Source organism: Cellulosimicrobium sp. JZ28, assembly GCF_015327065.1.
Classification (GTDB): domain Bacteria; phylum Actinomycetota; class Actinomycetes; order Actinomycetales; family Cellulomonadaceae; genus Cellulosimicrobium; species Cellulosimicrobium funkei.
Window position 1 is genome coordinate 1,094,345 of the sequence record NZ_CP017660.1, and the last position, 23,782, is coordinate 1,118,126.

A 23,782-nucleotide genomic window follows, 5' to 3' on the forward strand; every position below is an offset into this window, starting at 1 on the left:
CTGTTGTGGTCGCTCGCGAATAGGTTCGCCGCTAGGCTTTCCCGCCAGCCGTGAGCCGAATGGGAGTCCAGATGACGGAGCCGTCCGTAGACCAGCCGTTCCAAACCCGACTTAGATTCCATCGCCCGATGCGCAATCTGCTCGATGTCACGTCCGCCCTCTCCGCAGTCGACTCACTGTGGGTCGGCAGTTACGACCTAGCCGTGCTCCTTGCAACCGAGGGATCGGGGTTCGGGCTCGAAGACGAGACCCTGTATCTACGACGAGGCTCGTCTGATGAACTCGAGCTTTCGACGATGTGGTGGGAGAACGCTCAGACAGGATCCGGTCCACGCTTCGACGTGCCACGACCATCGCCGACATACATCTCGATGCGTTCGCCGCTGATCGTGGAGCTCGTGGAGACCTACCTCCTACCGACGGGTATCGGTGCGACCACCGTCGCGTTCTTCCGATTCGCACTCAAGAACCCGGGCGCGATCGGCCAGTTCCTTCCATCGATCCTTGAGGGCTGGAACAGCGGCATGGCGGCGTCGACCAGAGCCCGAACCGATCGGCTTCGTGCCCGCGAAGAGGCTGCGCAGTTCCTTGCCGAACGGGACAGAGCTCGGCGGACTCATGAGATTGCCGGTCGGGTGATCGAAGCGGGTCACGAACTCAGCGATGCGGGCCTGGAAGTGATTGAGACTCAAGGGATGCCGGAAGACGGAGTGGAGCACTAGGTCTAATCGGTGTCGTCGCCGGGCGCGCCGTCCATGGCGGGGGCGATCGGGATGGTCTCCCGCCAGGACAGGCGGGTCGTGTAGATCGCGTACCGCAGCGCGTCGACCTCGTCGTCGTCCGCCTTCATCGGGGCCGTCTCGCCGCGCTTCGTCGCCTTGTCGTCCCACACGTACCCGGGGATCTTGTCGACCAGCTCGGTGCACGCGTCGGACACGACGAGCCGGTCCACCGCGAGGAGGGACGCGACCGTCTGGATACCGGGCAGGACGGCCTTGTGCGCGTTCGTCACGCCGGGCACGCCGTCGTGGAACAGCTGGTGCCGGAACGACGCCGCGGCCGAGTCGACGGGCACCCACTCCGGCGTGCGCCACGCCGCCACCGGGCGGGCCGCAAGCCACGTGCGCAGGTCCGTCGAGTGCTCGCCGACGGTCATGTGCCCCGGCCGCCACTCATCCAGCACGTACAGCCGGTCCTCGCCGACGTGCCCGGGGCGCGTGTCCGGGCCGATGCCGAGCAGGTACCCGCGCGAGGCGTGCACGTCGCCGTAGTCGACACCGAGCGCGAGCACCCGGTCCATGGCCGGCAGCTCGACGGCGGGCATGACGTGTCGGTCCGGGTCCCACTGCTCGTACACGGCCCCGGCGGCCTGGACCCAGTCGCCGAGGATGAAGCGGCGGTACCAGAGGCCGACGTACTCGCGGGTGATCTGCGCGACGTACGCGGGGTCGAGGTGTGTGTTGTCGGCGAGGCGGAACCGGAAGACCTTGTACCCGAGCTCGGTCGCGCGCAGGATGACCTGCTTCCGCAGCCAGTGCGCGGGCCCGTCCGGGTTCGTCGTCGCGAACAACCGCGCCCCGGGCACGCTCATGCGGCCGATGAGCTGCGTCCAGAACGCCTCCGCGACCAGCGTCGCCTCGTCCACGTACGCCCCGGCGACGGTCAGGCCGCGGAGCACGGCTTCGGCGCGCGAGTCGGACGCGCCGAGGACGTGCACGGTGCGGCCGAGGATGACCGCGGTCGGGGCGCCGGCCGTGTACGACACGTGCCGGGCGAGCAGCCCGAACAGCGACGGGTCCTTGAGCGGGCCGAACACGTTGCGTGCGATCGACTCGCGGGTGCGGCCGACGACGACGAGCTCGCCGCCGCGCGGCGCGTGCGCCACGAAGATCAGCCACGCGAGCAGGCTGGCGATCGTCTTCCCGGACCGGATCGACCCGGTCCACAGGTTCACGCGCGCGGACGCCCGGGCGATCGACCACACCTGCCTCGGCGAGAGGCCGGCAAGGACGGCGGCGATGACGGCCTTGGTGACGACGACGGCGGTCACGACTCGTCCTGCGCCGGCATCCGGTCCGCCGCGGCAGCGATCGCGGCGGCGATCCCGTCCAGCATCCCCACCGCCTCCGCGTGCCCACCGTCGCCATCGTGGAGCGCGAGCTTGAGCGCCCGGTCGATCGCCGCGCCCGCGGCCTGCACCAGCTTCAGCTTGTCCGACGGCGTCGGCTCCGGCGTCGTGTGCTCGTCGAAGTCGTGGTCCTTGCCGCCCCAGTCGAAGTACGTGTGCGGCTGCCACAGCTGCGCGCGCAGCCGTTCCGCGTCCTCGAGCAGCTTGACCTCGAGCCCGGCCCGCCGCGCCTTCGCGTCCACGATGACGGCCTGCGTCGCCGCGACGGTCTGGGTGCGGTCGGACCGGATCCCGAGCTTGTGCGCCCGCGACGCCACCGACCCGGCCGTGCGCCCGAGCTCCTCCGCGACGGCCCGCTGGGAGACGCCGGCGGTGAGACGTTCGCGCAGGAGCGCGTCTTCGTCAGGCGTGTAGCGGGGTGCGGGCACGTGGAGTTTCACCTGCCCTCGCGGAATCTCGCCGCGACGCCTCAACTACTGCAGCGTGCAGGTGTACGGGTCGTCGGGCGCTTCGATCTCGTCCAGGCGGCCATCGAGGTAGCGAATCCACTCCTGACCGGCCATGTCACGGAACCGGACGCTCGCGTCTTGAATCTCCATCTTCCACAAGTCGTGCGTCTCGAATCTGCTCGTGTCGAAGACGAACCCCTGCTGTCCGGGAAGGAGCCGATACCACGTGCGGCCGAACATCTCCGAGTCGTCAGCGTTCACCACCCGTGTGCTGATGTTGAAGATCGGCTCGTCCGAGAAGTTGCCCACCACAGCCTGCGTGCCGGGGATCTCGGGTGCCCACGATGCCTCGTCCTGTCGCCAGATCGCGACACGCCGCGCCTGCGCCTGATGACGCAGCAGGGCTTCACGCCCTTCCGCGCGGTCGCGCGCTGCGTCGGCGGCCAACCGTTCTGCGACAGCATCTACTCGGTCTTGCTCGAGACGCATGAGCTCTTGCTTCTGAGCGCGGTTCCGTCGCCGTCCCTCGACCCAGCCAAGGGCGATCGCAACTACGACTGCGCCGACCGTGCCGATTGCCGTCAGGATGTCCCACACGTTCGGGTCGTTCGGTGCAATGACGACCTCGATCGGGAACGGATCCATGAGCGGGAGCGTACCGGGGACGTGGGCCCCTGCCGGGTCGGGCTCACCGCGCTCGAGTGTGAGGGGTCGCGGGCTCGTCGACGCGGCAGGGAGAACAGGGACGGGCCCGCCGCTCACGTGCAGGGGTTCGTGAGCGGCGGGCCCGCGGGGCTTCCGTGCGAGGGCGTGCGTCACCTCGGGAAGCGTTGCACCCGAATCGTAGCGCACCACTGGCAAGGATGAGCACATTCGAGAGGCAAGTTGTGGCAGGTCATGCGGGCACCGCGACGGCGTCCGCGCGGGCCGCGACCGCACCGAGCTCGAACACGTCACGCCCCCGATCGTCCCGCCCGGCTGGGGTGATGACGCCGCGGTGGAGCCAGGACCGCCACGTCGCGCCGTTCAGGTGGGGCCAGATCGTGCGCACCTGTTCGGCGGTGACGAGCGCGTCGGGGTGCTCGCGCGGCATGGCGCGCACGTGCCATGCGACCTCGCGGTCGAGCTGCGGCCGGTCGTCCCAGGTCGTGTGGCACCCGGTGCAGCGTGCGACGTCGGAGAGGCCGGCCACGACGTCGCGGTCGCACACGACGCGGCCGCCGCAGTGCGGGCACGACCCGGCGCGCTCCGGTGCGAGCCCGGCGAGGCGGCGCAGGGTCGCCCGGACGGCGCGGACCTCTGCGAGGTAGTCGTGCCAGCCGGGGTGGTTCTGCGCCGCCCAGAGGGTGTGCTCGTGGAGGAACGCGAGCGTGCCCGTGTCGCGGCTGTACCCGCGTGCGGCGTCGACGCGCCCGGCCCAGTCGGCCGCCCACGCCTCGAGCACGACCAGCGCGCCCCGCCCGGTGCGCACCGACCGCACGCCGGCGACCGGGGCGTCCTCGCGGTACACGGCGTCGAGGCCGTGGGGGAGCCTGCCCGGGTCGTTCGTCGACGGGGTGCCGGTGAGGTCGTACCGGATCGCGCGCAGCCCGACGGAGGTGGCGCGGCCGCGGGGGAGCTCGTCGAGGAGGGTGGCGATGTCGTCGAGGAGTTGGCGGGCGCGGGTGAGGCACCGGTCGCAGATCGCGAGCGCGGTGCCGTCGAGGGGCTGTGCGCAGTCGCGGCACGCGGTCGTCGTGGCGCTGCAGCTGGTGCAGAGGTAGACGGGGTGGGCGTCGTCGTGGGTGGTGGTCTCGACCCATTCGTGGGCGCAGCTGTCGGGGTGGGTCACGGCGGGTCTCCCTTGATGCATGTTCGTCCAGGTCAGAGGCTTGATGTCGGGATATCCGGCTCGGGGCGGATGTCGGAGGATCCCGACACGTCCCCCGGCGGCGGACGGCGGCGCGGCCGTGTCACCGGCCCGTGGGAGCATCCGGCCATGAATCTCTGGGCCGCAGCGAGCGAGAGCGCGACGTCGGGCTGGTTCGAGGGATGGATCGGAGGTCTCATCGCCGCAGCGGTGACGCTCGGCTTCACGGCCTGGTGGGAGACGCGGCAGCACCGACGACGGCAGCTCGACGACGCACTGCTGGAACTCAGCGATGCGCAGAACCAGTTCTGGCAGGCGGTCCAGCGAATGCCCGCGCGTGGGTGGGATGAGATGGAGCTCGCGGTTGTCACCAACCGCGTTGGGATCGCCCAACTCCGGGCCGGCGCTCTCTCGGCACGACGCGTTCTGGGCATCCCAGCTCGATTCGTGGCACCAGCGCGCGACGGGCTGCGCAAGACGTTGTCCGCCCTCGACGGCGTGTGGGTGACGGAATTGAAGCTCGTGATCGGGAAGAAGTGGCCGAAGGTCAAGACAGAGGAGGAGTACGACCGAGTTCTCGAGGAGCTCGCGCCGGTGATGCGAGCGGCTGCGGCGCAGATGGCGACGTGCCACGGATGGCTGCACAACCCATGGCGGTTCGCGTGGAGTCGCAACCTCAGCGACCGCATGCAGTCAAGCATCGAGCTCGACACCAGCCTGTCGTAGGGCTGCTTCACGCGGTCTCGCCGTCCCCGGCCCGCCCGACCGCGCGCCGGGTCAGCTCGTCCCCGCGGATCGCGTCCTCCCAGCACTGCCCGCACCCGACCCCGCCCACGACGACGCGCCCCTCAGCGTGCGTGCATGCGGTCCGGACGGCGTCGGCGAGCGGGTGCGTCGTGGTGAGCCACCCGGCGCGCCGCTGCACGGTCCTCGCCGTGCCGGTGCCCGTGCGGCGGACCTGGCGGGCGAGCGCGGTCGCGTCCGTCGTCGACAGCTCGCCCGACTCCACCATGGCGCGCGCCTCCGCCGGCAGGTCGAGCAGCGCGAGCCGGGCCCGCACCGTCGCCGCGGAGTACCCGGTACGCGCCGCGATCGTCGCGGGGGACATGCCGCGGCGGCGCAGGCGGGCGAACGCGTCGGCCTGCTCGAGCGGGGACAGCTGCTTGTGCATGGCGGCGGCGAGCATGACCGCGGTTTCGCCGTCGTCGTCGCGCCGGGCGACGCACGGCAGCGCGCGCACACCGGCCCGCAGGGCGGCCTGGTAGCGGCGGTGCCCGTCGACGATCGTCCAGCCACCGGACGCGCGCTTCTTCACGACGAGGGGCTGCAGGAGCCCGACGGCGCGCAGCGACGCCGCGAGCTCATCGAGATCGCCGAGGTCGGTGCGCACGTTCGCTGGGTTGGGGTGGATCTGGTCAACCGGGATCGCCGTCATCGCAACGGCCCACCCGCGTCGAGCGTCCCGCGCGCGGCCTGCCACCCCGCCACGAACGCCCGGTACTCATCGGCATCCCCACGCACGCCGTAGTCCTTCCGGAAGTCCGACCACGCGCACGCCAACTCCACCGACTCGTCGCCCCCGCGCGCGCACACGGGCACCGAAGCAAGCGCTTCCGCTTCCGGCGTGGTGGTGGTGTTGATGGCTTCGGTGAGGAGGACGGCGTCGCGTTGGGCGAGCTGGAAGGACTCGACGATGGTGGGGCCGGTGATGGACCAGGTGTGTGCGCCGGTGGTCTGGTGGTCGCCGATCTTGACGGCGGCGACGGGGAGGCCGCGGAGGTCGGTGGCGCGAACGATGGTGCCGCGGGGGAGTTCGTCGAGGTTCTGGCGGGTGAGGGTCATGCGGCGTGCTCCTGGTCGGTGGGCTGGCCGTAGCCGGCGGTGCGGATGAGGGTGAGGGCGTCGTCGAGGAGCATGCGGACGACGATGTCGGGCTCGGTGTCGACGTTGCGTGCGTCGCGGACGTTGTCGAGCCAGCTGAGGCGCCACCAGGCCCACCAGCGGTGGGCGTTGGGGGCGCCGACGCCGCGGCGCTGGGTGACGAGGAAGGCGACGTCGGCGTTCGCGTGGAGGGCTTCGCGGTTGGTCTCGTCGAGCCAGCGTTCGATGTCGAGGTCGGATGCGGCGCGGGCTTTCTCGCCGCCCTTGATCTCGAGGATGACGCCGGGGCAGAGGCTGATGTCGCCGCGGTCCTTGTTGCCGGTGAGGGTGAGTCGGTCGGCGTGGGGGAAGCCGCGGGTGCGTGCGGCGCGGACGACGGCGGTCTCGGCGGCGGTGCCGATCTGCTTAGGGCGGTTGACCATGCTGTGGGTCCTCTCAGAACGGGACGACGTCGCCCGGGCGGGCGGGCCGGGCGGGTGCGGGCAGGGGTGTGGTGGCCAGGGGTGGCCGGTGGCAGGTGTGGGCGAGGACGACGAGGACGTCGCCGGCGGGACGCTTCGTGCCGAGCGCGCGCAGACCAGGTACGTGGCGGGGGGTGAGCTCGTAGCGGCCGGGGTCGCCCCACAGCTGGTACGTCGCGGTGGCGAGGATGACGGCGGCGGCTTCGAGCTGCGGGGTGGCCTGGTAGGGGTCGACGGTGGCGAGGCCGGCGATCACGGGGGCGTCGTACCCGACGAGGACGAGGCGTCCGCACAGGCAGGTGCGGGGGATCGCACGGGTGCCAACGAGGCGGGGGTCGTCCCCGGACCGGGTGGTGTAGGCGTCGAGCCAGACCGGGGTCGATGACGCGATGACGCCGGGTGGACTATGACGCTGATCGCGTGTGCGCATGCGCGCGTGTATGGGCTGGTTTCCAAGAAAACGTGTCATCGCGTCATTCGCGTCATCGTGGCTGGTCAGACCGTGTGACACGTGGTCGAGCGACGTGTCATCGAAGAGGGTGAACGCGTCATCCACGGGGCTCACCACCCGTCCTCGTTGCTGAGGAGGCCGTCGAGCTCTCCTCGTGATGACGCGTCCCGTGACGCATCTGATGACGTGTCCTCCCCGCCGTGCGTGATGTCGTCGAGGCGAATGCCGGCGAGGAACCGGGCCGACGCGGACCGCTCGGTGCGCACCCCGTACTTGGACCGGAGCGCGAGCGTGAAGCCCTTCGCGCTCATGGGGGTGGCGCCCGCGTCGGTGCACCACCGTTCGTACGCGGCACGCAGCTCGGCGGTGCGCACGCGCAGGTCCTGCCGGTTGGGCTCGCCGACGACGCAGCAGTCGGCGACGAACCCGCCGACGGTGTCCTGCTCGGTCTCGTACGCCTTCGTCGCGGCGGTGACGGCGGCGGGTGCGTCGAGGCCGCGGGCGAAGTAGTCGGCGGCGCCCCGGATGACCCACGCGAGGATCGCGGGGCCCTCGTCCTCGATGAGGCGCTCCTCGAGGTCCTTGACGCGCAGTTCTTCGGGCATGGTGTGGACGAACGGGACCATGACGACGCGCCGCCAGAACGCGAGGCCGCCGACGCGGACCTCGGGCTCGTGGTTGGACAGGACCCACAGGGTGTGGGTCGGGCTGAAGTCGAACAGGTCCTCGCGCATGAACCGGGCGCTGATCGTGTCCTTGCCGGTGAGGAGCTTGATGCGGGCCTCGTCGAAGGTCTGGCCCTCGTTGATCTCGGAGGTGACGGTGAGGCGCTGTCCTTGGAGGCGTGCGAGCTCGGTGGGGTGCCCGTGGTTCTTCGTGGCGAGGAGCATCTCGGCGGGGGCCTGTCCGGAGTAGCCGCCGGCGCCGAGGCCGACGATCTTCTGCAGGGTGGACAGGAAGGTGGACTTGCCGTTGGCGCCGGCGCCGTGGGCGAAGAAGAACACCTGGTCGAGGACGGCGCCGACGATGCTCATGCCGGCGGCGCGGGCGACGAAGGCGATCATGTCGGGGTCGCCGGCGAACGTGTCGGCGAGGAACTTGTCCCACCGGGGGTGGGGGGCGTCGAAGTCGGGCGCGACCGTGGTGGACCGGGTGTGCATGGCGGCCGGGTCGGACGGGGAGAGCGTGCCGGTGCGCAGGTCGACGATGCCGGCGGGGGTGTTGAGGTCGTAGGGGCGGGCGTCGAGCTGGTCGGCGGGCACGACGATGCGCTGGTCGGACTGGGCGAGGCGCAGGACGTCGGTGACGCCCTTGGCGGTGAGCGCGGACCGGCGGTACCGGTCCCACCCGTCGCCGCCGGGGAGCCGGCGTGCGAGGGTGCGGGCGTGCTCGCGCACGAGCTCGCGCTCGTCGATGTTCCACCGGTGCCCGGCCCAGGTGAGCCAGCGGCCGCGCCCGGCGGCGTACCGGACGTCGTGGAGGTGGTCGTCGACGAACAGGAGGGCGGTGTTGTCCTGGATCGGTTCGGCGCGCCGCGGCTCCGGTTCGGTGGCGCGCTCGTCGTCGCGGACGACGCGCAGTGCGGGCGCCGCGGACGCGGTCTGGGGTGCGAGGGCGGTGGCGCCGTCGGTGGGTGCGATGAGGCCAGCGAGGTCGCCCCCGGGCGGGGGTCCGTCGGGTGCGGGGGTGAGCGCGGTGGCGATCTGCCCGAACCCGGCCGCGCGCAGGGCCCTGGCGGCGGCGGTGTGGTCTCCGCCGTGCTCGAGGACGGCGAGGGCGCCGAGCTTCGTGTACGGGACCTCGGGCTCGAACTCGGTGCTGGAGGTGAAGACGTAGAGGCGGTCGCGGTCGTCGGCGTGCCCGGTGGTCGCGGACAGGCCCTGGCCGCGCTTCTTCCCGGGCCGGATCCAGTATCGGGTGCGCCCGTGGGTGTGGGAGAGCGTCCAGCCGTGGGGGGTGAGGAGGTCGGCCCAGTCGGTGCGGTTCTCGTAGTCGTCGCCGGGGGTGATGCCGGCGGTGGGGTCGTGGTGGGCGACGGGTGCGCTCGCCGTGGTCTCGGCGGCCGGGTCTTGGGCGTCGAGGGTGCGCAGGAGGGCGTGGAAGGCGTCGCGCTCGTCGCGGGTGAGTACGGGCGCGGTGGCGGGGCCGCCGACGAGCCGCACCCACGGCTGCCCGGAGGGGTGGTGGGTGCCGGGCGTCGGCGCGACGACGACGTACCCGCCCTCGCCGCGGGTCTCGGCGAGCACCTGGACGACGTCGCGCTCAGTGGTGGTGGCGATCTTCTCGAGGCGGCGGTCGCGGTGCGGCTCGTCGAGCTCGGCGGCTTTCGCGGTCTCGGCGGCCTTCCACTCGGCGAGCTCGTCGGGCGTGCTCGGGCGGCGTGCGAGCTTTGTGTTGCCGGGGACGGTGTCGTCGTCGGTGAGGCGGTAGTGCCAGTGGAAGCCGCCGGAGGGGGAGCGTTCGACCCACCCGGCGCCGAGCCGGGCCCACAGGTCGCCGAGGCCGGTGTCGCGCGCGAGGGCGGCGAGGTCGGGCAGGTGGTCGACGGCGCGGCCCTCGAGCTCGACGAGCTCGGCGCGACCGGAGACAGCGCCCTGCACGACGGCGAGCCCGTGGTCGGTCCCGTCGAACCAGGCGCGCACCTGCGCTTCGTCCGCGCGCTCGGTGATGTACGGCTTCCACGTGACGGCGGGGGCCTTGGAGCCGTCGGCGCGGATCGGGAGGACGGAGTAGCCGGCGGCGTGGAGCTCGAGCGCGGCGACGAGGATGGGAGGCGTGGTCACGCTGCCTCCGGCATGCGGGTTGCGGTCCCACGGTGGGCCGCGGGAAGGTGTGGGCCGTTCGTTCGTCCAGCGCGAGAAGTGGAGGGGCCATGCCGTTCGACGGCTGGATTCGACGGCCGTACAAGATCGCCCGTCAGCAGCACCTCGGTGAGTTCCTCGACTACCTGGAGTCCGCGGGGTACCTGCGCTGGAGCCTCCGTCATGACGGGTCGACGGCGGTCTGGATCGTCTCGGAGGGAGGTAGGAGTCCCCGCGAGTACCAGACCCGTCAGGCCGAGAAGCTCGCGGAGCGGATTGCGGAATGGGTGCCGATCTATTGGCGTCCGGTGCCCTCGCCGGGTGGCAAGGAGCTCTACCTCCAGTACCGCCAGCACATCGCCGCCAAGCGGCGGAAGCTCGGGCAGGAGCCCCTGTATCACGGGCCTGGGCAGCCGGATGAGCTGCCGATCTAGGGGGTTCCTGGTCACCGATGCCTCCGAAGCGTGGTCGTGGTGCTGAGTGGTGTGGTCCCCGCGCCCGGCTTGAACGGGCTGCACGCCTGCGTGGGCGGGGTGCCGCGTCAGGCGGCGTTGCGCAGGATCGCGACGACGTCGGCGCCGAGGCCGGTGGCGCCCGCGATCGTGGCGTCGTCGATGCCGAGCGCGATGAGCTGCCGGGCCTTCGCCGCGGCGTCCTCACCTGACGGCGCCGCCGGGGCCGGGGCGGGTGCGGAGGCCGGCTGCGCCGCAGGAGCGGACGGCGGGGGCGTGGCCGGGGCGGTGGGCTGCCCGCCGACCTCCGGGGCCATGAGCGCGGCGTTCCCGGCGGGCACGTACTTCGCCTGCCAGAACTTCCGGGACCGCTTGTCCTGCGGGTCCTCGCGGTGCGTGAACGACAGGGTGATCGTGCCGCCGACCTCGAGCCCCGGGGCGCCCGCGGCGCGCACGGCGTTGCGCACGTCCTCCTTGAGGTAGCGGCCCTCGATGTAGAGGCGGCGCACGCCGTCGTCGTCCTGGATGGACGGGTCGCGCAGGTCGGTCTGGAGGTCGACGCTGATCGCCATGATCGGGTCGCCGGACGGGTAGTAGAGCAGCTCGCCGCCGCCGGGGTTGTTCGGGTCGTACTTGCGGGCCTGGTAGGCCTGCGGCGGTGCGACGATGCGGCCGGTGACGGTGTCGCCGGGGTTGGCGAACTTCACGGCGGGCGCGCCGCCGCCGCCCATGAGGACGTCGTTCGCGTTCGGGGTCGTGGTCATCGTGTTCTCCTGGTGTGTCGTGCCGTGGTGGCGTGGGTGGGTGGTCAGGGGATGAGGCCGGCGAGGGTGTCCGCCGGGGGCCGGTGCCCGGGCTTCGTGAGCCCGTGCCCGTCGGGGTAGCGCGCGCAGTCCCAGCAGCCGGTGGCGCGGGGGAGCTGCGTGATCCACGCGTCCCGGGCCTGCGTCGAGATGGACTCGAGCGCGGTGAGGTTCGCGTGGAGGCGATTTGCGCGGTCGAGGCCGTCGACGGCGATCTGCTCGTCGTACGGCTCGGACCACAGGTGCCCGCGGTCGATGCCGTTTGCGTCGTTCCGGGGCAGGTACCAGATCGCGACCGTGCGCACGTCGTGGCCGGCGGCGACCCACCCGCGGCCGTACAGGTGCGCCTGCACCCGGTACGTCGCGGACGGCCCGTGTGTGCGCGCCTTGCGGAGCGTGGACTCGCCGACGACCTTCCAGTCGAACGTCGCGCCGGCGGCGGTGTCGAACAGGTCCGTGGACCCGGTGATGTCGACGCCGCCGATCTGCCCGACGGTGACGCGGTGCTCGCACAGCCACCGCGTCCCGGTGGTGTGCAGCGCGTTCCGCGAGATCTCGTGGTCGGTGAGGAGTCGCTCGAGCTCGGCGTGCACTGCGGTGCCGACGAACGGCAGCCACGCGACCCCGTCGTCGGTCTGGTCCCAGCCGGCGAGCTTCGCGGCGAGGCAGTGGTCGCAGGGGGTGCCGATCTCGGACGGCCCGATGCGCTTCTGCAACGACCGGGGGGAGTGGGTGATGGCGTGCTCGATGACGCCGCGCAGCTGCCCGGCGGCGACGTCGACGGGGGTGCCGTCGAACGCCTGCGTGCGGGGCGGGAGCGTGGAGTACTCGAACGCGGACGGGTCGTGGGCCACGGGCGCGATCGGGGCCGGGGCGCTCACGACGGCGCTCCCTCGCGGGCGACGTCGGCGGCCTCCAGGCGCATCCAGGCGGCGCTGTGCTTGACGCCGTTGGGCCACGTGGTCGGGAGGCCCTCGATGGCCGTGGCGATGCGCTCGCGCTCCTCGGCGTCGTGCTTCGCGATCACCCGGTCGAACTCGGCCAGCAGGGCGTCCGGGTCGTCGACGTCGTGCCGGACGAGGAAGCGTCCGAACGCCTCGCGCCACCCGGCCAGCGTCGGGGTGAGCAGGGCCAGGGCCTCGGCCTCGCAGGGGTCGTGCTCCGCCGTGCGCTCGTCGCTCACGTGCGTCTCCTCGTGGTCGGTGGGGGTGGGCATGGGCCCGGGGTCGCCGCCCGGCTCCGGGGCATCCGGCTCGACGTCGTGCTCGTCGACGCCGTCGTGCTCGAGGCGGACCGCGGCGACGAGCGTCTGGAACACGTAGCCGCGTTCGAGCGCGACGAGCGCCGTCACGACGCCTCCCGGAGCAGCGCGGGCACGTCGAGCAGGCCCAGCTGCGTCAGCAGGTCGCGCGCGTCGTCGACGCCGGTCGCGCGCCCGCACACCTGCAAGGCCGCGCTCCGGCGGGTCGGGCCGTCGAGCGGGAGGAGCGCGAGGGACTCCGCGGTGCGCTGCGCCTGGTCCATGCCGGCGAGCACGCCGTCGACGGGGAAGGTCGCGAGCGTCCCGTTCGCCCCGGCGCGCTGGTAGCACGCCCCGCACATCCCGCGGGCGCCCGCCTGCACGGCGCCGGCCGGACGGGCCGCGGGTGCCGTGCCGCGCGGGTAGGTGGCCTTCCCGCACGCCCGGCACGACCCCGCCGTGACGGTGGGGGCGGCGGACCTCATGCGCGGGAGCGCGCTGAGGGTGCCCGCCTTCTTCCGCTGGAAGTAGCAGACCGTGCACAGCCCGCGGGCCATGTGGGTGCGCTTCCCGTCCGGCAGCACCTGCCCGGGGCGGCGCGGGACCATGCTGACCCCGCAGTCACCGCACGTCGTCGGCGTCATCGGATCGTGACCGTCGTCGACCCGGACCGCGTGTACTGCTCGAGCACCGCGGGGGACAGGTGGTGCCGCACCGCCGTCGTGTCGAGCGCCGGCTTGTACAGCTCCGGGTGCTGCGCGACCGGGAACGCCTCGCCGAGCGCCTTCGCGTCCAGGCGCGACGGCGTCGACACGATGACCTTGTGGTCGGCGAGGTCGGTCGTGCCGGCGTCGAGGTGGCGGGCGAGGACGGAGCGGATGGTGGCGCGGCGCGCCTTGATGCGCTCCTCGTCCTCGGCGAGCTTCGTGTCCTCGAGCACGAGCTGCTCCAGCTGGACGACGTCGAGGTCGTCCTTCGTCGTGTCGGTCATGCTGCGTTCCTTCGCTGGGTCTGCGCGGTCCAGTACCCGGACTGGCGGCGCTCGTGGCTGATGATGGCGGTGACCTCGCGTGCGAGGTCGTCCCGCCCCTGGCGGCGTGCGGCCTTCTCGACGCCGGAGAGCGTCACGCCGAGGCGGCGCGCCGCGAGAGGGGGCCAGACGCCGCCCTTGGTGAGGTGCAGGTACTCGTCGAGGTCGACGGCGCCCATCAGGCGGCCCGCCTCGGGGTCGCGCGCAGCTCCGCCGCCGTCGTGCCGACCGGCGGGCGCGGCACGCGCGGGGCGTGCTCGGCGCACAGGTGCGCGTTCATGTACCGGCGCGTCGGGGTGCGCCCGCAGCGGGGCCACCCGTGGGTGCAGGGGCGGTCAGCCACGGCGCACCTCCTCGCGGTGGTGCTGCACCCACACGAACCGGGCCAGCAGGCCGGCCCCGGCGACGATCAGCCCGGGCGCGAGGATGAGGTGGGCGCCGTCGAACGGGCGCGCCTGCCACGCCACGAGCACGCCGGCGACGACGAGGGCGACGACGGTGGCGAGCACGACGGCGACCCCGCCCGGGGTCGGCGCGCCGTCGGTGGGCTCGTGGTCGAGCTCCTCCTCGCACCCGTCGCAGAACCCGCGCGAGGACAGGTAGTCGACGGTGTCGCCGCACCGCTCGCAAAGCCGCTCATCGTGGCGGTCCTGCGCGAGCCCGAGCGAGTAGCCGCTCATCCCGCCCCTCACGATGCGCCGCCGTTCGACAGCCCACGCACGGCGTGCTCGAGCGCGAACGCCGCGTCGCCCGCACCCGCGCGGCCGTAGCGGTCGGTCCAGCGCGCGGCCGCGATGACGACTGCCAGGCCAGGCTGGTGCCCCGCGCCGACGGCGGTGAGCTCATCCTCGAGGCGCTGGCGTCGGGCCATCGCGCCCGGCGTGCCACGACCCGCCTCTACGACGGCCGTCGCGGCGGCGACGATGGCGGGGAGGGTGCCCGTCACGCGGGCATGCTGGTCGGTCACTGGTCGACCTCCGTCCAGGCGTGCGCCGCGGCGACCGCGGCCTCGTAGTGGCTGTTGATGTCCTGGCCGAGCTCGACGGCACGGACGTACGCGGCCAGCGCGCGGGCCGCGTTCTCGGCGGTGTCCGCCCGTCGCGCACCGGCGCCGAACTCGGCGCGCAGCGCGGGGTCGAGCTGGACGGACATGAGGCCGGCCTGGGAGAAGCCGCGACGGGCCTGCGGCGGCGGGGCGATCGCGGTCGCGCCGTTCTCTGCGAACACGAGGTCCGGCACGGGCGCGACAGCGGGACGGTGGGTCGGCCGCGTCGTCATCACGCGGCCTCCTGCCCGGTCGTCGCGGCGAGGCCGAGCGGGAGCCGGTCGTCCGGGTGCGCGACCGCGACGCGGCCGACGAAGCGGACGCCGTACGCGCCGCGACGGGCGCGGACCACGTTCGGCTGGCCGTTGCGGAGCCGAATCTCGGCGACGGTCTCGCGCGCCACCTGCTGGCTCGCGAGCGGCGCGTCGGAGCGGTGGCGCGGGACGTACGTGGCGGCCATCAGGCGATCGCCAGCTCGGTCGCGTACCACGCGTCGAGGTCGACGTAGTACGACGCGAGGTCGACCACACCGGCCCGGTCGTAGTCCGCCAGGCGCGGGCGACCGGTCGGGCGCGGCGCGGCGGGCACGACGGCGACGTGCCGGCCACGGGAGGTGATGGGGTGCTTCATGGGACACTGCTCCTGTTCGTTGAAGGTGAAGGCCGGTACTCGTTGGCGCGGGGCCGGCCTTCGCTGTGTCCGGGGTCAGGCGACCCGCGGAAGGGAGTGCGCGCGCTGCGCGCGGATGAGCTCCTCGAGCTGGGTGATGGACGGGCCGCCCGCGTGGTGCGCGCGGCGTGCGGCCTCGGCGACGGGGAGCGAGTCGCGGACCCGCCGCCCCTCCGCGATGCAGGCCGCGGCCCTCGTGAGGGCCTCCTCGCGCGGCACGACGACGCCGTCCATCACGCCGCCCTCGTGCTCGTGGCCTCAGCGGTGACGACGTACGTGATGTCGTCGACGTTGACGCCGAGGCGCTTGGCGATCGCGACCCGCACGGTGGCGGAGGGCTGCTTCGCGCCCTTCTCGATGTTCGTGAGGTAGCCGGCGCTGATGCCGACGTCCTGCGCGAACACCCCGTGCTTGATCCCGAGGGCCTCTCGGATCGCCCGGACTGCCGGGCCGTGGGTGAATCGCTGGTGCATGGGAAGACCATAGGCAACAACAGGCAACGACGTCAAGCAGGGATGGGCAACGATCGGAAATTGCCCTCTGACCAGCCACGATGGGCAGCGATCCGCGCGCGTCTTGCCCTGGATTTGGGTCCGTGCGGCGGTTTACGCTTCCTTGCGTTGCCCAAAATTGCCTAGGAGAGTGCAGCCGTGATCAACGGAAGAGAGATTCGCGCGGCTCGGGAGCGCGCAGGCATGACCCAGGGCGACCTCGCGCAGCGTGTGGGAGTGAGCCTTCGAACCGTCGGGAACTGGGAGCGTGGCGACACTGTCCCCATGAACCGAGCGAGCGCTGTCGAGTCAGCGCTCGCCCAGTGGCTCGACCGCGGCGACACCGAGGGGCCGCGCCTCGCGAGCGCCTCCGACGGCGAGCTGCTCGCCGAGATCGCGCGCCGCTTCGAGCGCGGCGCGCGCGACCGTCAGGCGCCCGACGAGCCCGGCGTCGTCATCCCGATGAAGCGCGACAACGGCGCGCCGGTCGAACAAACGTTCGAAGATCGCGCTACGGTCAGCGACGAGCGCGCCGTCGCCTTCGAGGACGACCCCGCGCTCGACGAAGAGATCGAAGCGCAGCAGCAAGAGCCGTAACAGGCGCGGGGGTGGTGGCGTGCAGGACCTGATCGACTACGCGATGAGGCACGGGTGGGGCATCAAGCTCGTCGACCTCGGCCGTCGCAACGGCGAGTACTCGAACGGGCTCATCAAGGTGAACCCGCGCAAGTCCCCGTACCGGCAGCGGCTCACGCTCGCGCACGAGATCGGGCACGCACACCACGACCACCCGTGGACCGACGACCCCGTCGTCCACGAGCGCCAGGAGCGCGAGGCCGACGTCATCGCCGCCCACCTGCTCATCAAGGTCGACGACTACGCGTACGCCGAGCGCATCGTCGGCGAGCACCCCGGCGCGATCGCGAAGGAGCTCGGCGTACCGGCCCGGTACGTCGAGCTCTGGCGCGCCACCTACAGGCAGCCGTCCGTGCGCCGGCACCTGCGCGTCGTGTAGGCGCGGTCAGGCAGGATGCCCACCATGGCCCGTCGTCGCGCGCTCGCACCCGTCCCCGACACCCCGCCCCGCGCGGTCGCCTACTTGCGCCAGTCCACGTACCGCGAGGAGTCCATCAGCCTCGAGCTGCAGGAGACCGCGTGCCGCGACTACGCGGCCCGGCACGGGTACCAGGTCGTCGCCGTCGAGTCCGACCCCGGCGTCTCCGGCCGCACCTGGGCCCGGCCCGCCGTGCAGCGCGTCATGGAGATGATCGAGAGCGGCGACGCCGACGTCATCGTCCTGTGGCGCTGGTCTCGCCTGTCCCGCAACCGCAAGGACTGGGCGATCGCCGCCGACCGCGTCGACGTCGCCGGCGGCCGCATCGAGTCCGCCACCGAACCGAACGACACCGCGACCGCCGCGGGGCGGTTCGCGCGCGGCGTCATGACCGAGCTCGCCGCGTTCGAGTCCGAGCGGATCAGCGAGCAGTGGAAGGAGGTCCACACCTCCCGGGTCGCGCGCGGCCTCCCGCCGGGCGGGAAACTGCCCTGGGGGTGGCGGTGGGTCGACGGTGCGGTCACGCCCGACCCGGAGACGGCCCCGTACATCGTCGAGGCCTACCGGCGGTACCTCGCCGGCGCCGGGAATCGAGACCTCGCCGACTGGTTCAACGGGTCCGGCGTGCGCCCGATGCACGCGAAGGAGTGGTACTTCTCGACGATCACGCAGTGCCTGGACTCGCCGATCCACGCCGGCCTCATCGCCTACCACGGTCAGACGCTCCCGGGCGCGCACGACGGCATCATCGACGTCGCCACCTGGGAGGCGTACCGGCGCGAGCGCGAGCGACGCGCGGGGGAGCGGCAGGTCAAGCGTCGCTACCTGCTCTCAGGGATCGCGCACTGTCCGTGCGGGGAGCCGATGCTCGGGTTCACGCAGGACAAGGAGGGTCGGCCCCGCACGGGACGCACCCGGTCGCCATGGTCGTGCTACCGGTGCAGCAGTCTCGGCAAGCCCGAGGGGCACGGGCCCTGGAACATCACGCTGCGCGCCGTGGAGCCCGTCGTCATGGACTGGCTGCACCAGGTCGCCACAGACGTCGAGAACAAGGTGCCGCGCGCCGCGGCCCGGCGCGACGACGCGCACCGCGAGGCCCAGCGGCTCTCGCGCGAGATCACCGCGCTCGACGCTCAGCTCACCGCCCTCACCGTCCACCTCGCGTCCGGGCTCGTACCCGAGTCCGCGTACGTCTCGACGCGCGACGAGATCCTCGCTCGACGTGCCGAGCTCGAGCGCGGACTCGCCGAGGCGGAGCGGCTCGTGCTTCACGTGCCGGACGACCCGTCGGCGATCGCGCGCGAGGCCCTCGCTGACTGGGACACGCTCCCGATCGAGACGAAGCGCGCGACCCTGCGGCAGCTCGTCCGGACCGTCGTCGTCGACTACGAGAACCGAACGGCGCACGTCGTACCGGTGTGGGAACCTATGTCCCACGATGCTTAACGGACGTCACGCGCAGCGAGTGGGCGGTGAACATCCGCAAGCACGTCGTCCGGGCGTCGCACCTGGACGACCTGGTCCGGCTCGGCGCGCTCCCGCCCCAGGCCGCCGCGTTCCTGGACGCGTCCGTGCGGGCCGGGCTGAACATCCTCGTCGCGGGAGCCACGCAGGCGGGCAAGACGACGATGCTCAACGCCCTCGCCGGGTCGGTCCCGCCCGCGCAGCGCGTCGTCACGTGCGAGGAGGTGTTCGAGCTGCCGCACGCGACTCGACCGCACACTTTGCCGATTTTGCGTTTCCTTGACCCCCGGAGTGTGGGCAGGGTCCACCGCCTACATCCCGCAGTTCCGACTGCTGGTGCCTACGAGTGAAGGAGCGGTGGGGTCTTCGCGCGCACTGCACCGGCCCCAAGGCCTAGGAGCCCTACGCCGACGGTCAGGAGGGCGAGGCCGCCAAAGTTGGAAGCGTCATCGACGATGATCCCGACGCTGATCGACGCGAGAGTGAGGCCCACCGCAAGGAGCAGAGCCCAGAAAAACTCACGCCGAGAGCCGCCCTCGATCTGGTGCAGTAGGGCGAGTTCCGCGGGCCTGACCTCCTCGCCTCTCCAGTACTCCGCTGCGACGCGGTATCGCTCGATGTAGATGCGGATCCCTCGCCGCAGCGTGAACCACGAGAAGCTGACCGCAAACAGGGCAACGATGACGCCATCGACGTCGGGTTGCAGCCGAAACACCAGGTAGGGGACTGCGACGACGACTGCGACGGTCTCGACGTACAAGCGCGCTGGAACCATCACGCTCGCGACCATGTGCGCTGCTGCCATCGCGCGGAGTTGCTGGAGCGCCTCGATCCTTGCGGCGTTGGTTTCCCCGTCGGCGAGTTGTTTCGTCCACTCCGCGACCCGACGCATGCGTGACCGCTGTGTGAGTTGGTCAAAGGCGACCAACAGGCCGACGGCAGAGGCGATGACCGCGAGGACCGGCGCGATGGTCGCCAGTGCTGAGTCCATGCGCCGATACTCACGCAACTGCGGGCTACGTGGTCGGCGGCTCGCCGTAGTCTCGTCGGTGCGATGTCGACCGCACACGGGCCGTCCCGGGCCCGTTCTTCGCCGCCCCGGCCGGGACCGGGGCGGCGTAGTCGTCACGCGGGCGGGGTGTACGTCACGTGCAGGTCGCCGAGGCCAGGGGCGGGGCCGGTGAACTCGGCGTAGTCGATGACGACGGTCGGGAACAGGCCGATGCCGGTGATCTGACCGGCGAGCCAGGCCCTGACGAACGCTGACGGAAGCGTGAGACGGATGGTCTCGTCCGCGGCCACGCGCGGGTAGTGGACCGGGCCGAACCCCGCGACCCACACGGGCGGGTCGCCCGCGGTCGGCGGGTTCGCTGCGCTGTATCCGTGGCCCCACACGGTGGGGGCGATCAGCGGAGACCCGCCGGGCGCACGCACGAGGTCGAGCGCGACGCTGAGGATGGTCGCCCCGGACGGGATGTGCGACGCGAGGGGGCCGTAGTGCAGCAGGGTCGCGTGCTCGTCGATCCGGTCCGGCGTGTCCTCTGCGGTCGGGTACGCGACGGGTCCCCAGCCTTGCCTGTAGTCCTGGAAGCCGCTCGACAGGTAGTACCAGCGCCGGTCTCCGTAGTTCGCGCGGCGCGACTTTCGCCACCGGTTCACCGTTCGCACGGTGACGGTCACGTCCTCGGGCGGTCGGGTCGGCGCGGGAAGGTCGCCCCTCGTGCCGACCGGAGCGACGACGACCCACGAGGAGTCCGTAGGCATGACGAGGACGCGGTCGCCGACGATCGGGGAGTACGCGACGTCGCGGAGCAGGCCGGGGGTGGGGCCGCCCCCGAAGTCCACGGTGACCGTGGAAGCGTCGAACGCGGTCACCACGCCCATGCGCGGCTGGGGCGGCGTGCGCTGCTCGATCATCCGATACACGGTCTGTGGTCTCACGCGACGGCCTCCGGGGGCGTGGTGGGGTCGGTGTACGCGCCGCCGTGCTCGCGGATGAGGAGCCCGTCGGCGACGGCTGCCCGCAGGGCGGTGGACGCGGTGCGCTCGGCGCACCCGAACGCGGCTGCGACGTCGACCGGTCGCGCTGTCCCGCGGTGCGTCACGAACTCGGCGACGGTCGCCGCCCGCTCGTGCACGTCGGGCGGTAGGGGCTGGCGTGGTCGGAATGCGACGGCTGACCCTTCGTCGATGCGCCCGTGCCCGCGGTATACGAGCACCGCAAGGTCGGTACCCAGGGCGGCGCGCACCGTGTCGACGGGGACCAGGTGGAGGTCGGCGACCTCGGTCAACGACATGCCGTTCGTCCACGAGTGCACGTCGCTGGTCGCGCGGGCCAGGAAGTGCGCGGCCTCCTCAGCGAGTCGGGCGGCGTCCCCAGAGCGCCCGCCGAGGAACGCACGCCGGGCCGCATCGGCGACCTGTGCCACCCGTGCGAAGTCGCGGGGAGGGTCGATCCGGCGGGCCGTCACGACGTCCCCTGGTCGGCACGCTTGCGGGCTTCCGCGACGAGTCGGGCCATCCGTTCGCGGTTCGCCTCGGGGTCGAGGCCGTCCACGGGACCGATCGCCAGTTCGAGCAGCTGCGGCGCCCCAGCGATCCCGAGGGCGTCGCGCTCGACCCTCGTTGCGACGTCGAACATGCGCACGGCGTCGCGTGGCGCGATCTCCTGCGGCGTGACGGCTTGCAGGGCGCGCAGCGCGCGAACCATCAGGGCCGCGGCGGCGTCCGCGTGACGTCGGCCCATGGTGCGGGCCCGCTCCCGCATGGCCGCGTCCTCCTCGCGGTGGAGCGCGGCGTCGTGCTCCGCGGCGCGTGCCACCCACTGCCACCGTGACGACCATCGGTCGACGAGGGTCTTCGTCTTGCCCAACTCCTGCGCGACCCGCGCTGTACTGCGCGCGGCACCCTGCGCGCAGTACAGCCGGAACGCCTCGTGGGCCTTCGCCGACTCACCCGGGAGCGGCCGGTCGTCGGTCATCGTGCGCGGAAGAGCCCGGCGCCGCGGCGGACGCCAGTTGTCGCGTCGCGCGCAGCGCGCTGAAGGTCCGCGAGCGGCCCGTGCCGGGGCGCGTCCGAGGGCTCGTGCTGGATCGTGTTCAGTCGTCGGTCATCGACGGTGGGCGGGCCCGCGGGCGGTGTGAAGCGGGAACCGGCGCGACGCAGCGCCTCACGGCGGGTCGATCGGGCGTTGATCCGCTGCTCGACCTCACGCAGCGCCGCGCTGAGTCGGGCGGCCTCCGCGTCGTCGGCCTCGCCCTCGTCGTCGAGCGCCGCGACCTCTTCCGCGATGACGCGGGCGCCGCACTCGTCCCAGGTCCGCCGGACCTCTGCCAGCACCTCGTGCCGCGCCGACTCGAACGCGCCGACGCCCGGCCCCGCGATGAACGACGGGGGAGCCTGCGGGCCCTCCTCCCCGCGGAGTGCGGCAGCGGTCGTCGCCTCCTGCCACACGGCCACTGTGCGCTCGTGCTCACGTGCCCGCGTGGCCTCGCGGGCCCGGTAGCCGGCCTCGGCGGCGGCGACGTGCGCGAGCCGTGTGCGCGCGTCGGCGAACACCTCGTGGCGGTCGAACAGGTCGAGGGGGACGAGTCCACTGAGGCCCTGGAGGACGCTCGCGGTGCGCCACGGGACGGGCGCAGGGGTGGGGGTAGTAGTCGCGCTGGTCATGGTCGGCGTCCTCTCGGGAATCATGCGGGGAAGTGGGTGGGGAAGCGCTGCTGCAACTGCGCGAGCACGGTCGGGCTGATCGAGGACGAGGGCGCGGCGGCGGTCTCGCCGAGCGCAGTCGCGATGAGCGCGCGGTCGTCGCCCTGATAGGCGTCGCGGAGCCGCCTCCACCCCGCTCGCTCCGTAGAGGTGAGGTCGGCGGTGCGGGCGGCGACGGCGGCGAGCCGGTCGCGCTGGGAGTCGTTCAACGTGGCGGGCACGGGGGTCCTCTCGGTGATGGGTCAGGAGTCGGCGCGGCGGGTCGCGTCGAGGGCGCGGTGGCAGGGGCGGCAGGCGGCGCCGTAGTCGAACGCGAAGAGCGACCACGTCGCGGGGCGCTCGCGTCCGGGTCGGGTGCCGATGACCACGAACGGCGACGCGAGGTCGAGCAACGCCCATTCCGCGGCCGTGTCGCCGCAGAACTCGCACGGGTACGCCGTCGGGGCTCCGCGGAGGCGCCGTACGCGTTCGTGCGCAGCGGCGTACGTGCACCGGGTAGCGGTCGTGGGGTCGGAGCCGCGAGGCATCTCGCGGCCATCCACGACGCGCGGAGCGGCGGGGCGGCCCCGGAGTTGCGCGAGCGAGCGTGAGGACGTCCACGGTGTCGCGGAGGACCGTGCAGGTGTAGCCGGGCGGGTCAGCGTCGCGGCGGTCACCGGACAGCCTCCGCGAGCGCGTAGTTCCTCACCGCGTGGGGGTGCTCCCCGCGGGTGAGCATCGCTTCGACGGCGCCCATGACGAGCGGGTCGCCGGTGTCGGCGCCGGTCGAGCCCAGCCAGGCCTCGACGTCGTAGAAGGTACGGGCCTCGGGGTCGAGTCCGCGGTCTCGTGCCCACGCGGACCACGACGTGTCGCGTCCGTCCGCGTCGCCCGGCGACGCCGACGCGTCAGCGTCGGAATCCTGTGATGGACAACGTGATGGGTGGTGCTGGTTGTGTCCGGCTCCCGGACTAGGCCGGTCCGGCTCTTGCACTAGGCCTGGTCCGCCTCCCGGACTAGCCGGTGGTCGCGGGACGGGGAGACGGAGGCGGTATCCAGTGCGCGCGTGCTCCGTGCGCGCGGCTTCGACAGTGGGGCGGGCCCGGTTCACCCAGCCTGCTGCCTCCAGCCGGTTGAGGTAGTTGGCGGTCGTGCTCCGTGACTGGCCGCACCTCGCCGCCAGGGTTGTGAGCGACGGTGAGAACCGATCGGGGATGCTCAGGTCCGCGTCGGTCATGGTGGCGAGCACCAGGCCCACCAGCCGGGCCGGGCCCGGCAGATCGGACGCGAGCAGGGCTCGTTCCCACTCGAAGCGCTGCGTCATCGCGGCCATGTCAGGCGGACCTCCTGCGTCACGCGTCCGGTGCGCTCGTCGCGGAGCCGGACGACTCCGTCACGCTCGACGTACCGCGCCAGCGCCTTCGCGGTCACGACAGCGCCGGGCTCGACCCCGGAAGCGCGCACGGCGCGCAGCCACCGGCGACGGTCACGGCGGTTCACGACGTACCGCCGGTGTGCTCGACGGCGGCGAGGAGCGCGGCGGCGGCTTCCCGGGCTGCCCGGGACGCGGCCAGCGCGGCCTCGCTCGCCGCGATGGCGGCGTCGCTGGCGGCGATCGACGCCCCGACGGCGGCACGCATCTCGGCGATGTCGCGCTCGACGCCGGTCAGGCGGTCGTCGACCTGGATCACGAGGCGTCCGAGGGCGAGGAGCGTCGCTTCGGCCTGCTCGACGCGGTTGTCGGTCGTGAGGGTCGGACGCGGCGCGCGGAGGTCGCGGATCACGTGGGCGAGGTCGGCCCGGAGGGCATCGTCGAGCCCGTCAGCG

At 72.5% G+C, this 23,782-nt stretch carries 38 protein-coding genes and 1 pseudogene; 7 read left to right on the plus strand and 32 right to left on the minus strand.

What is annotated here, in order from left to right:
- The first annotated feature begins 128 nt into the window (after window positions 1-128).
- Window positions 129-722: a hypothetical protein gene (locus tag BJP59_RS04900; RefSeq protein WP_194522353.1), complete on the plus strand. Its 594-nt coding sequence runs from the start codon at window positions 129-131 to the stop codon at window positions 720-722.
- Between the two features lie 2 nt (window positions 723-724).
- On the opposite strand, the gene BJP59_RS04905 is transcribed toward BJP59_RS04900, so the two are convergent.
- The 4 genes from BJP59_RS04905 to BJP59_RS04920 form a co-directional block, all read right to left on the minus strand.
- Complete coding sequence (locus tag BJP59_RS04905; RefSeq protein WP_194522354.1) at window positions 725-2,050, minus strand: PBSX family phage terminase large subunit; 1,326 nt, start codon at window positions 2,048-2,050, stop codon at window positions 725-727.
- Complete coding sequence (locus BJP59_RS04910) at window positions 2,047-2,556, minus strand: helix-turn-helix domain-containing protein (protein WP_194522355.1); 510 nt, start codon at window positions 2,554-2,556, stop codon at window positions 2,047-2,049. The genes BJP59_RS04905 and BJP59_RS04910 overlap by 4 nt, the downstream gene beginning before the upstream one ends.
- A 45-nt stretch (window positions 2,557-2,601) precedes the next feature.
- Entirely contained in the window at window positions 2,602-3,222 is a 621-nt protein-coding gene (locus tag BJP59_RS04915; RefSeq protein ID WP_194522356.1) for a hypothetical protein, read from the minus strand.
- A 250-nt stretch (window positions 3,223-3,472) separates the two neighbouring features.
- Window positions 3,473-4,408 carry a hypothetical protein gene (locus BJP59_RS04920; RefSeq protein WP_194522357.1) on the minus strand — a complete coding sequence of 312 codons (936 nt, stop codon included), beginning with the start codon at window positions 4,406-4,408 and terminating at the stop codon, window positions 3,473-3,475.
- A gap of 147 nt (window positions 4,409-4,555) precedes the next feature.
- Between BJP59_RS04920 and BJP59_RS04925 the strand changes: the two genes are divergently transcribed.
- On the plus strand, window positions 4,556-5,152 hold the full coding sequence (locus BJP59_RS04925; RefSeq protein WP_194522358.1) for a hypothetical protein: 597 nt from the start codon (window positions 4,556-4,558) through the stop codon (window positions 5,150-5,152).
- Window positions 5,153-5,159: 7 nt separating this feature from the next.
- Here the strand turns inward: BJP59_RS04925 and BJP59_RS04930 are convergent, their stop codons facing one another.
- The 5 genes from BJP59_RS04930 to BJP59_RS04950 all read right to left on the minus strand — a co-directional run bounded on the left by BJP59_RS04930 (window position 5,160) and on the right by BJP59_RS04950 (window position 10,002).
- A complete protein-coding gene (locus BJP59_RS04930; RefSeq protein ID WP_228485281.1) occupies window positions 5,160-5,861 on the minus strand; it encodes a ParB/RepB/Spo0J family partition protein in 702 nt (233 codons plus the stop codon).
- The gene (locus tag BJP59_RS04935) at window positions 5,858-6,268 is read right to left on the minus strand and encodes a hypothetical protein (protein WP_194522360.1); all 411 of its coding nucleotides are present in this window, start codon (window positions 6,266-6,268) and stop codon (window positions 5,858-5,860) included. The genes BJP59_RS04930 and BJP59_RS04935 overlap by 4 nt, the downstream gene beginning before the upstream one ends.
- Window positions 6,265-6,729 carry a hypothetical protein gene (locus tag BJP59_RS04940; protein ID WP_194522361.1) on the minus strand — a complete coding sequence of 155 codons (465 nt, stop codon included), beginning with the start codon at window positions 6,727-6,729 and terminating at the stop codon, window positions 6,265-6,267. The genes BJP59_RS04935 and BJP59_RS04940 overlap by 4 nt, the downstream gene beginning before the upstream one ends.
- A 13-nt stretch (window positions 6,730-6,742) precedes the next feature.
- Entirely contained in the window at window positions 6,743-7,198 is a 456-nt protein-coding gene (locus tag BJP59_RS04945) for a hypothetical protein (RefSeq protein WP_194522362.1), read from the minus strand.
- 131 nt (window positions 7,199-7,329) lie between these two features.
- On the minus strand, window positions 7,330-10,002 hold the full coding sequence (locus tag BJP59_RS04950; protein ID WP_194522363.1) for a phage/plasmid primase, P4 family: 2,673 nt from the start codon (window positions 10,000-10,002) through the stop codon (window positions 7,330-7,332).
- Window positions 10,003-10,091: 89 nt separating this feature from the next.
- Here BJP59_RS04950 and BJP59_RS04955 point away from each other — a divergent pair, with 89 nt between their 5' ends.
- Window positions 10,092-10,454, plus strand: a complete 363-nt coding sequence (locus tag BJP59_RS04955; RefSeq protein ID WP_194522364.1) for a hypothetical protein — start codon at window positions 10,092-10,094, stop codon at window positions 10,452-10,454.
- Between the two features lie 107 nt (window positions 10,455-10,561).
- Here the strand turns inward: BJP59_RS04955 and BJP59_RS04960 are convergent, their stop codons facing one another.
- From BJP59_RS04960 to BJP59_RS05025, 14 genes are all read right to left on the minus strand, one after another.
- Entirely contained in the window at window positions 10,562-11,236 is a 675-nt protein-coding gene (locus BJP59_RS04960) for a hypothetical protein (protein WP_194522365.1), read from the minus strand.
- 44 nt (window positions 11,237-11,280) lie between these two features.
- Entirely contained in the window at window positions 11,281-12,156 is an 876-nt protein-coding gene (locus tag BJP59_RS04965; RefSeq protein WP_194522366.1) for a hypothetical protein, read from the minus strand.
- Complete coding sequence (locus tag BJP59_RS04970; protein ID WP_194522367.1) at window positions 12,153-12,626, minus strand: hypothetical protein; 474 nt, start codon at window positions 12,624-12,626, stop codon at window positions 12,153-12,155. Before BJP59_RS04970 ends, BJP59_RS04965 begins: the two co-directional genes overlap by 4 nt.
- Window positions 12,623-13,159, minus strand: a complete 537-nt coding sequence (locus tag BJP59_RS04975; protein WP_194522368.1) for a hypothetical protein — start codon at window positions 13,157-13,159, stop codon at window positions 12,623-12,625. Before BJP59_RS04975 ends, BJP59_RS04970 begins: the two co-directional genes overlap by 4 nt.
- The gene (locus BJP59_RS04980; RefSeq protein WP_194522369.1) at window positions 13,156-13,506 is read right to left on the minus strand and encodes a hypothetical protein; all 351 of its coding nucleotides are present in this window, start codon (window positions 13,504-13,506) and stop codon (window positions 13,156-13,158) included. The genes BJP59_RS04975 and BJP59_RS04980 overlap by 4 nt, the downstream gene beginning before the upstream one ends.
- Window positions 13,503-13,724: a hypothetical protein gene (locus BJP59_RS04985; RefSeq protein ID WP_194522370.1), complete on the minus strand. Its 222-nt coding sequence runs from the start codon at window positions 13,722-13,724 to the stop codon at window positions 13,503-13,505. Before BJP59_RS04985 ends, BJP59_RS04980 begins: the two co-directional genes overlap by 4 nt.
- Window positions 13,724-13,888 carry a hypothetical protein gene (locus tag BJP59_RS04990; RefSeq protein ID WP_194522371.1) on the minus strand — a complete coding sequence of 55 codons (165 nt, stop codon included), beginning with the start codon at window positions 13,886-13,888 and terminating at the stop codon, window positions 13,724-13,726. The genes BJP59_RS04985 and BJP59_RS04990 overlap by 1 nt, the downstream gene beginning before the upstream one ends.
- Entirely contained in the window at window positions 13,881-14,225 is a 345-nt protein-coding gene (locus BJP59_RS04995) for a DUF983 domain-containing protein (protein ID WP_194522372.1), read from the minus strand. Before BJP59_RS04995 ends, BJP59_RS04990 begins: the two co-directional genes overlap by 8 nt.
- A gap of 8 nt (window positions 14,226-14,233) precedes the next feature.
- Entirely contained in the window at window positions 14,234-14,491 is a 258-nt protein-coding gene (locus tag BJP59_RS05000) for a hypothetical protein (RefSeq protein ID WP_194522373.1), read from the minus strand.
- Between the two features lie 17 nt (window positions 14,492-14,508).
- Window positions 14,509-14,823 (minus strand): hypothetical protein, encoded by a 315-nt coding sequence (locus BJP59_RS05005; RefSeq protein WP_194522374.1) that lies wholly within the window; start codon window positions 14,821-14,823, stop codon window positions 14,509-14,511.
- Window positions 14,823-15,050 (minus strand): hypothetical protein, encoded by a 228-nt coding sequence (locus tag BJP59_RS05010; protein ID WP_194522375.1) that lies wholly within the window; start codon window positions 15,048-15,050, stop codon window positions 14,823-14,825. The genes BJP59_RS05005 and BJP59_RS05010 overlap by 1 nt, the downstream gene beginning before the upstream one ends.
- The gene (locus tag BJP59_RS05015) at window positions 15,050-15,220 is read right to left on the minus strand and encodes a hypothetical protein (protein WP_194522376.1); all 171 of its coding nucleotides are present in this window, start codon (window positions 15,218-15,220) and stop codon (window positions 15,050-15,052) included. Before BJP59_RS05015 ends, BJP59_RS05010 begins: the two co-directional genes overlap by 1 nt.
- A gap of 75 nt (window positions 15,221-15,295) precedes the next feature.
- Window positions 15,296-15,493, minus strand: a complete 198-nt coding sequence (locus BJP59_RS05020) for a hypothetical protein (protein ID WP_194522377.1) — start codon at window positions 15,491-15,493, stop codon at window positions 15,296-15,298.
- Window positions 15,493-15,732, minus strand: coding sequence for a helix-turn-helix domain-containing protein (locus BJP59_RS05025; RefSeq protein ID WP_053371085.1), 240 nt, complete (start codon window positions 15,730-15,732; stop codon window positions 15,493-15,495). Before BJP59_RS05025 ends, BJP59_RS05020 begins: the two co-directional genes overlap by 1 nt.
- 177 nt (window positions 15,733-15,909) lie before the next feature.
- Here BJP59_RS05025 and BJP59_RS05030 point away from each other — a divergent pair, with 177 nt between their 5' ends.
- From BJP59_RS05030 to BJP59_RS05045, 4 genes and pseudogenes are all read left to right on the plus strand, one after another.
- Window positions 15,910-16,347, plus strand: a complete 438-nt coding sequence (locus BJP59_RS05030; protein WP_228485282.1) for a helix-turn-helix domain-containing protein — start codon at window positions 15,910-15,912, stop codon at window positions 16,345-16,347.
- 19 nt (window positions 16,348-16,366) lie between these two features.
- Entirely contained in the window at window positions 16,367-16,765 is a 399-nt protein-coding gene (locus tag BJP59_RS05035; RefSeq protein WP_194522378.1) for an ImmA/IrrE family metallo-endopeptidase, read from the plus strand.
- 24 nt (window positions 16,766-16,789) lie between these two features.
- Window positions 16,790-18,250, plus strand: a complete 1,461-nt coding sequence (locus BJP59_RS05040; protein WP_194522379.1) for a recombinase family protein — start codon at window positions 16,790-16,792, stop codon at window positions 18,248-18,250.
- Window positions 18,247-18,504: pseudogene (locus BJP59_RS05045) on the plus strand (ATPase, T2SS/T4P/T4SS family); the annotation flags it as partial. The gene BJP59_RS05040 and the pseudogene BJP59_RS05045, both read left to right, overlap by 4 nt.
- Before the next feature lie 104 nt (window positions 18,505-18,608).
- On the opposite strand, the gene BJP59_RS05050 reads toward BJP59_RS05045, so the two are convergent.
- The 9 genes from BJP59_RS05050 to BJP59_RS05090 all read right to left on the minus strand — a co-directional run bounded on the left by BJP59_RS05050 (window position 18,609) and on the right by BJP59_RS05090 (window position 23,739).
- Entirely contained in the window at window positions 18,609-19,259 is a 651-nt protein-coding gene (locus BJP59_RS05050) for a hypothetical protein (protein WP_194522380.1), read from the minus strand.
- A 134-nt stretch (window positions 19,260-19,393) separates the two neighbouring features.
- Window positions 19,394-20,185 carry a hypothetical protein gene (locus BJP59_RS05055; protein ID WP_194522381.1) on the minus strand — a complete coding sequence of 264 codons (792 nt, stop codon included), beginning with the start codon at window positions 20,183-20,185 and terminating at the stop codon, window positions 19,394-19,396.
- A 20-nt stretch (window positions 20,186-20,205) separates the two neighbouring features.
- Entirely contained in the window at window positions 20,206-20,565 is a 360-nt protein-coding gene (locus tag BJP59_RS05060) for a hypothetical protein (protein WP_194522382.1), read from the minus strand.
- A gap of 170 nt (window positions 20,566-20,735) precedes the next feature.
- Window positions 20,736-21,248, minus strand: coding sequence for a hypothetical protein (locus BJP59_RS05065; RefSeq protein WP_194522383.1), 513 nt, complete (start codon window positions 21,246-21,248; stop codon window positions 20,736-20,738).
- On the minus strand, window positions 21,245-21,937 hold the full coding sequence (locus BJP59_RS05070; RefSeq protein WP_194522384.1) for a hypothetical protein: 693 nt from the start codon (window positions 21,935-21,937) through the stop codon (window positions 21,245-21,247). Before BJP59_RS05070 ends, BJP59_RS05065 begins: the two co-directional genes overlap by 4 nt.
- A 20-nt stretch (window positions 21,938-21,957) precedes the next feature.
- The gene (locus tag BJP59_RS05075; protein ID WP_194522385.1) at window positions 21,958-22,197 is read right to left on the minus strand and encodes a hypothetical protein; all 240 of its coding nucleotides are present in this window, start codon (window positions 22,195-22,197) and stop codon (window positions 21,958-21,960) included.
- Window positions 22,198-22,218: 21 nt separating this feature from the next.
- Window positions 22,219-22,368 carry a hypothetical protein gene (locus tag BJP59_RS05080; protein ID WP_194522386.1) on the minus strand — a complete coding sequence of 50 codons (150 nt, stop codon included), beginning with the start codon at window positions 22,366-22,368 and terminating at the stop codon, window positions 22,219-22,221.
- 260 nt (window positions 22,369-22,628) lie between these two features.
- Entirely contained in the window at window positions 22,629-23,288 is a 660-nt protein-coding gene (locus BJP59_RS05085; protein ID WP_194522387.1) for a helix-turn-helix domain-containing protein, read from the minus strand.
- Between the two features lie 163 nt (window positions 23,289-23,451).
- Window positions 23,452-23,739 carry a hypothetical protein gene (locus tag BJP59_RS05090; RefSeq protein ID WP_194522388.1) on the minus strand — a complete coding sequence of 96 codons (288 nt, stop codon included), beginning with the start codon at window positions 23,737-23,739 and terminating at the stop codon, window positions 23,452-23,454.
- Between the last annotated feature and the right edge of the window lie 43 nt (window positions 23,740-23,782).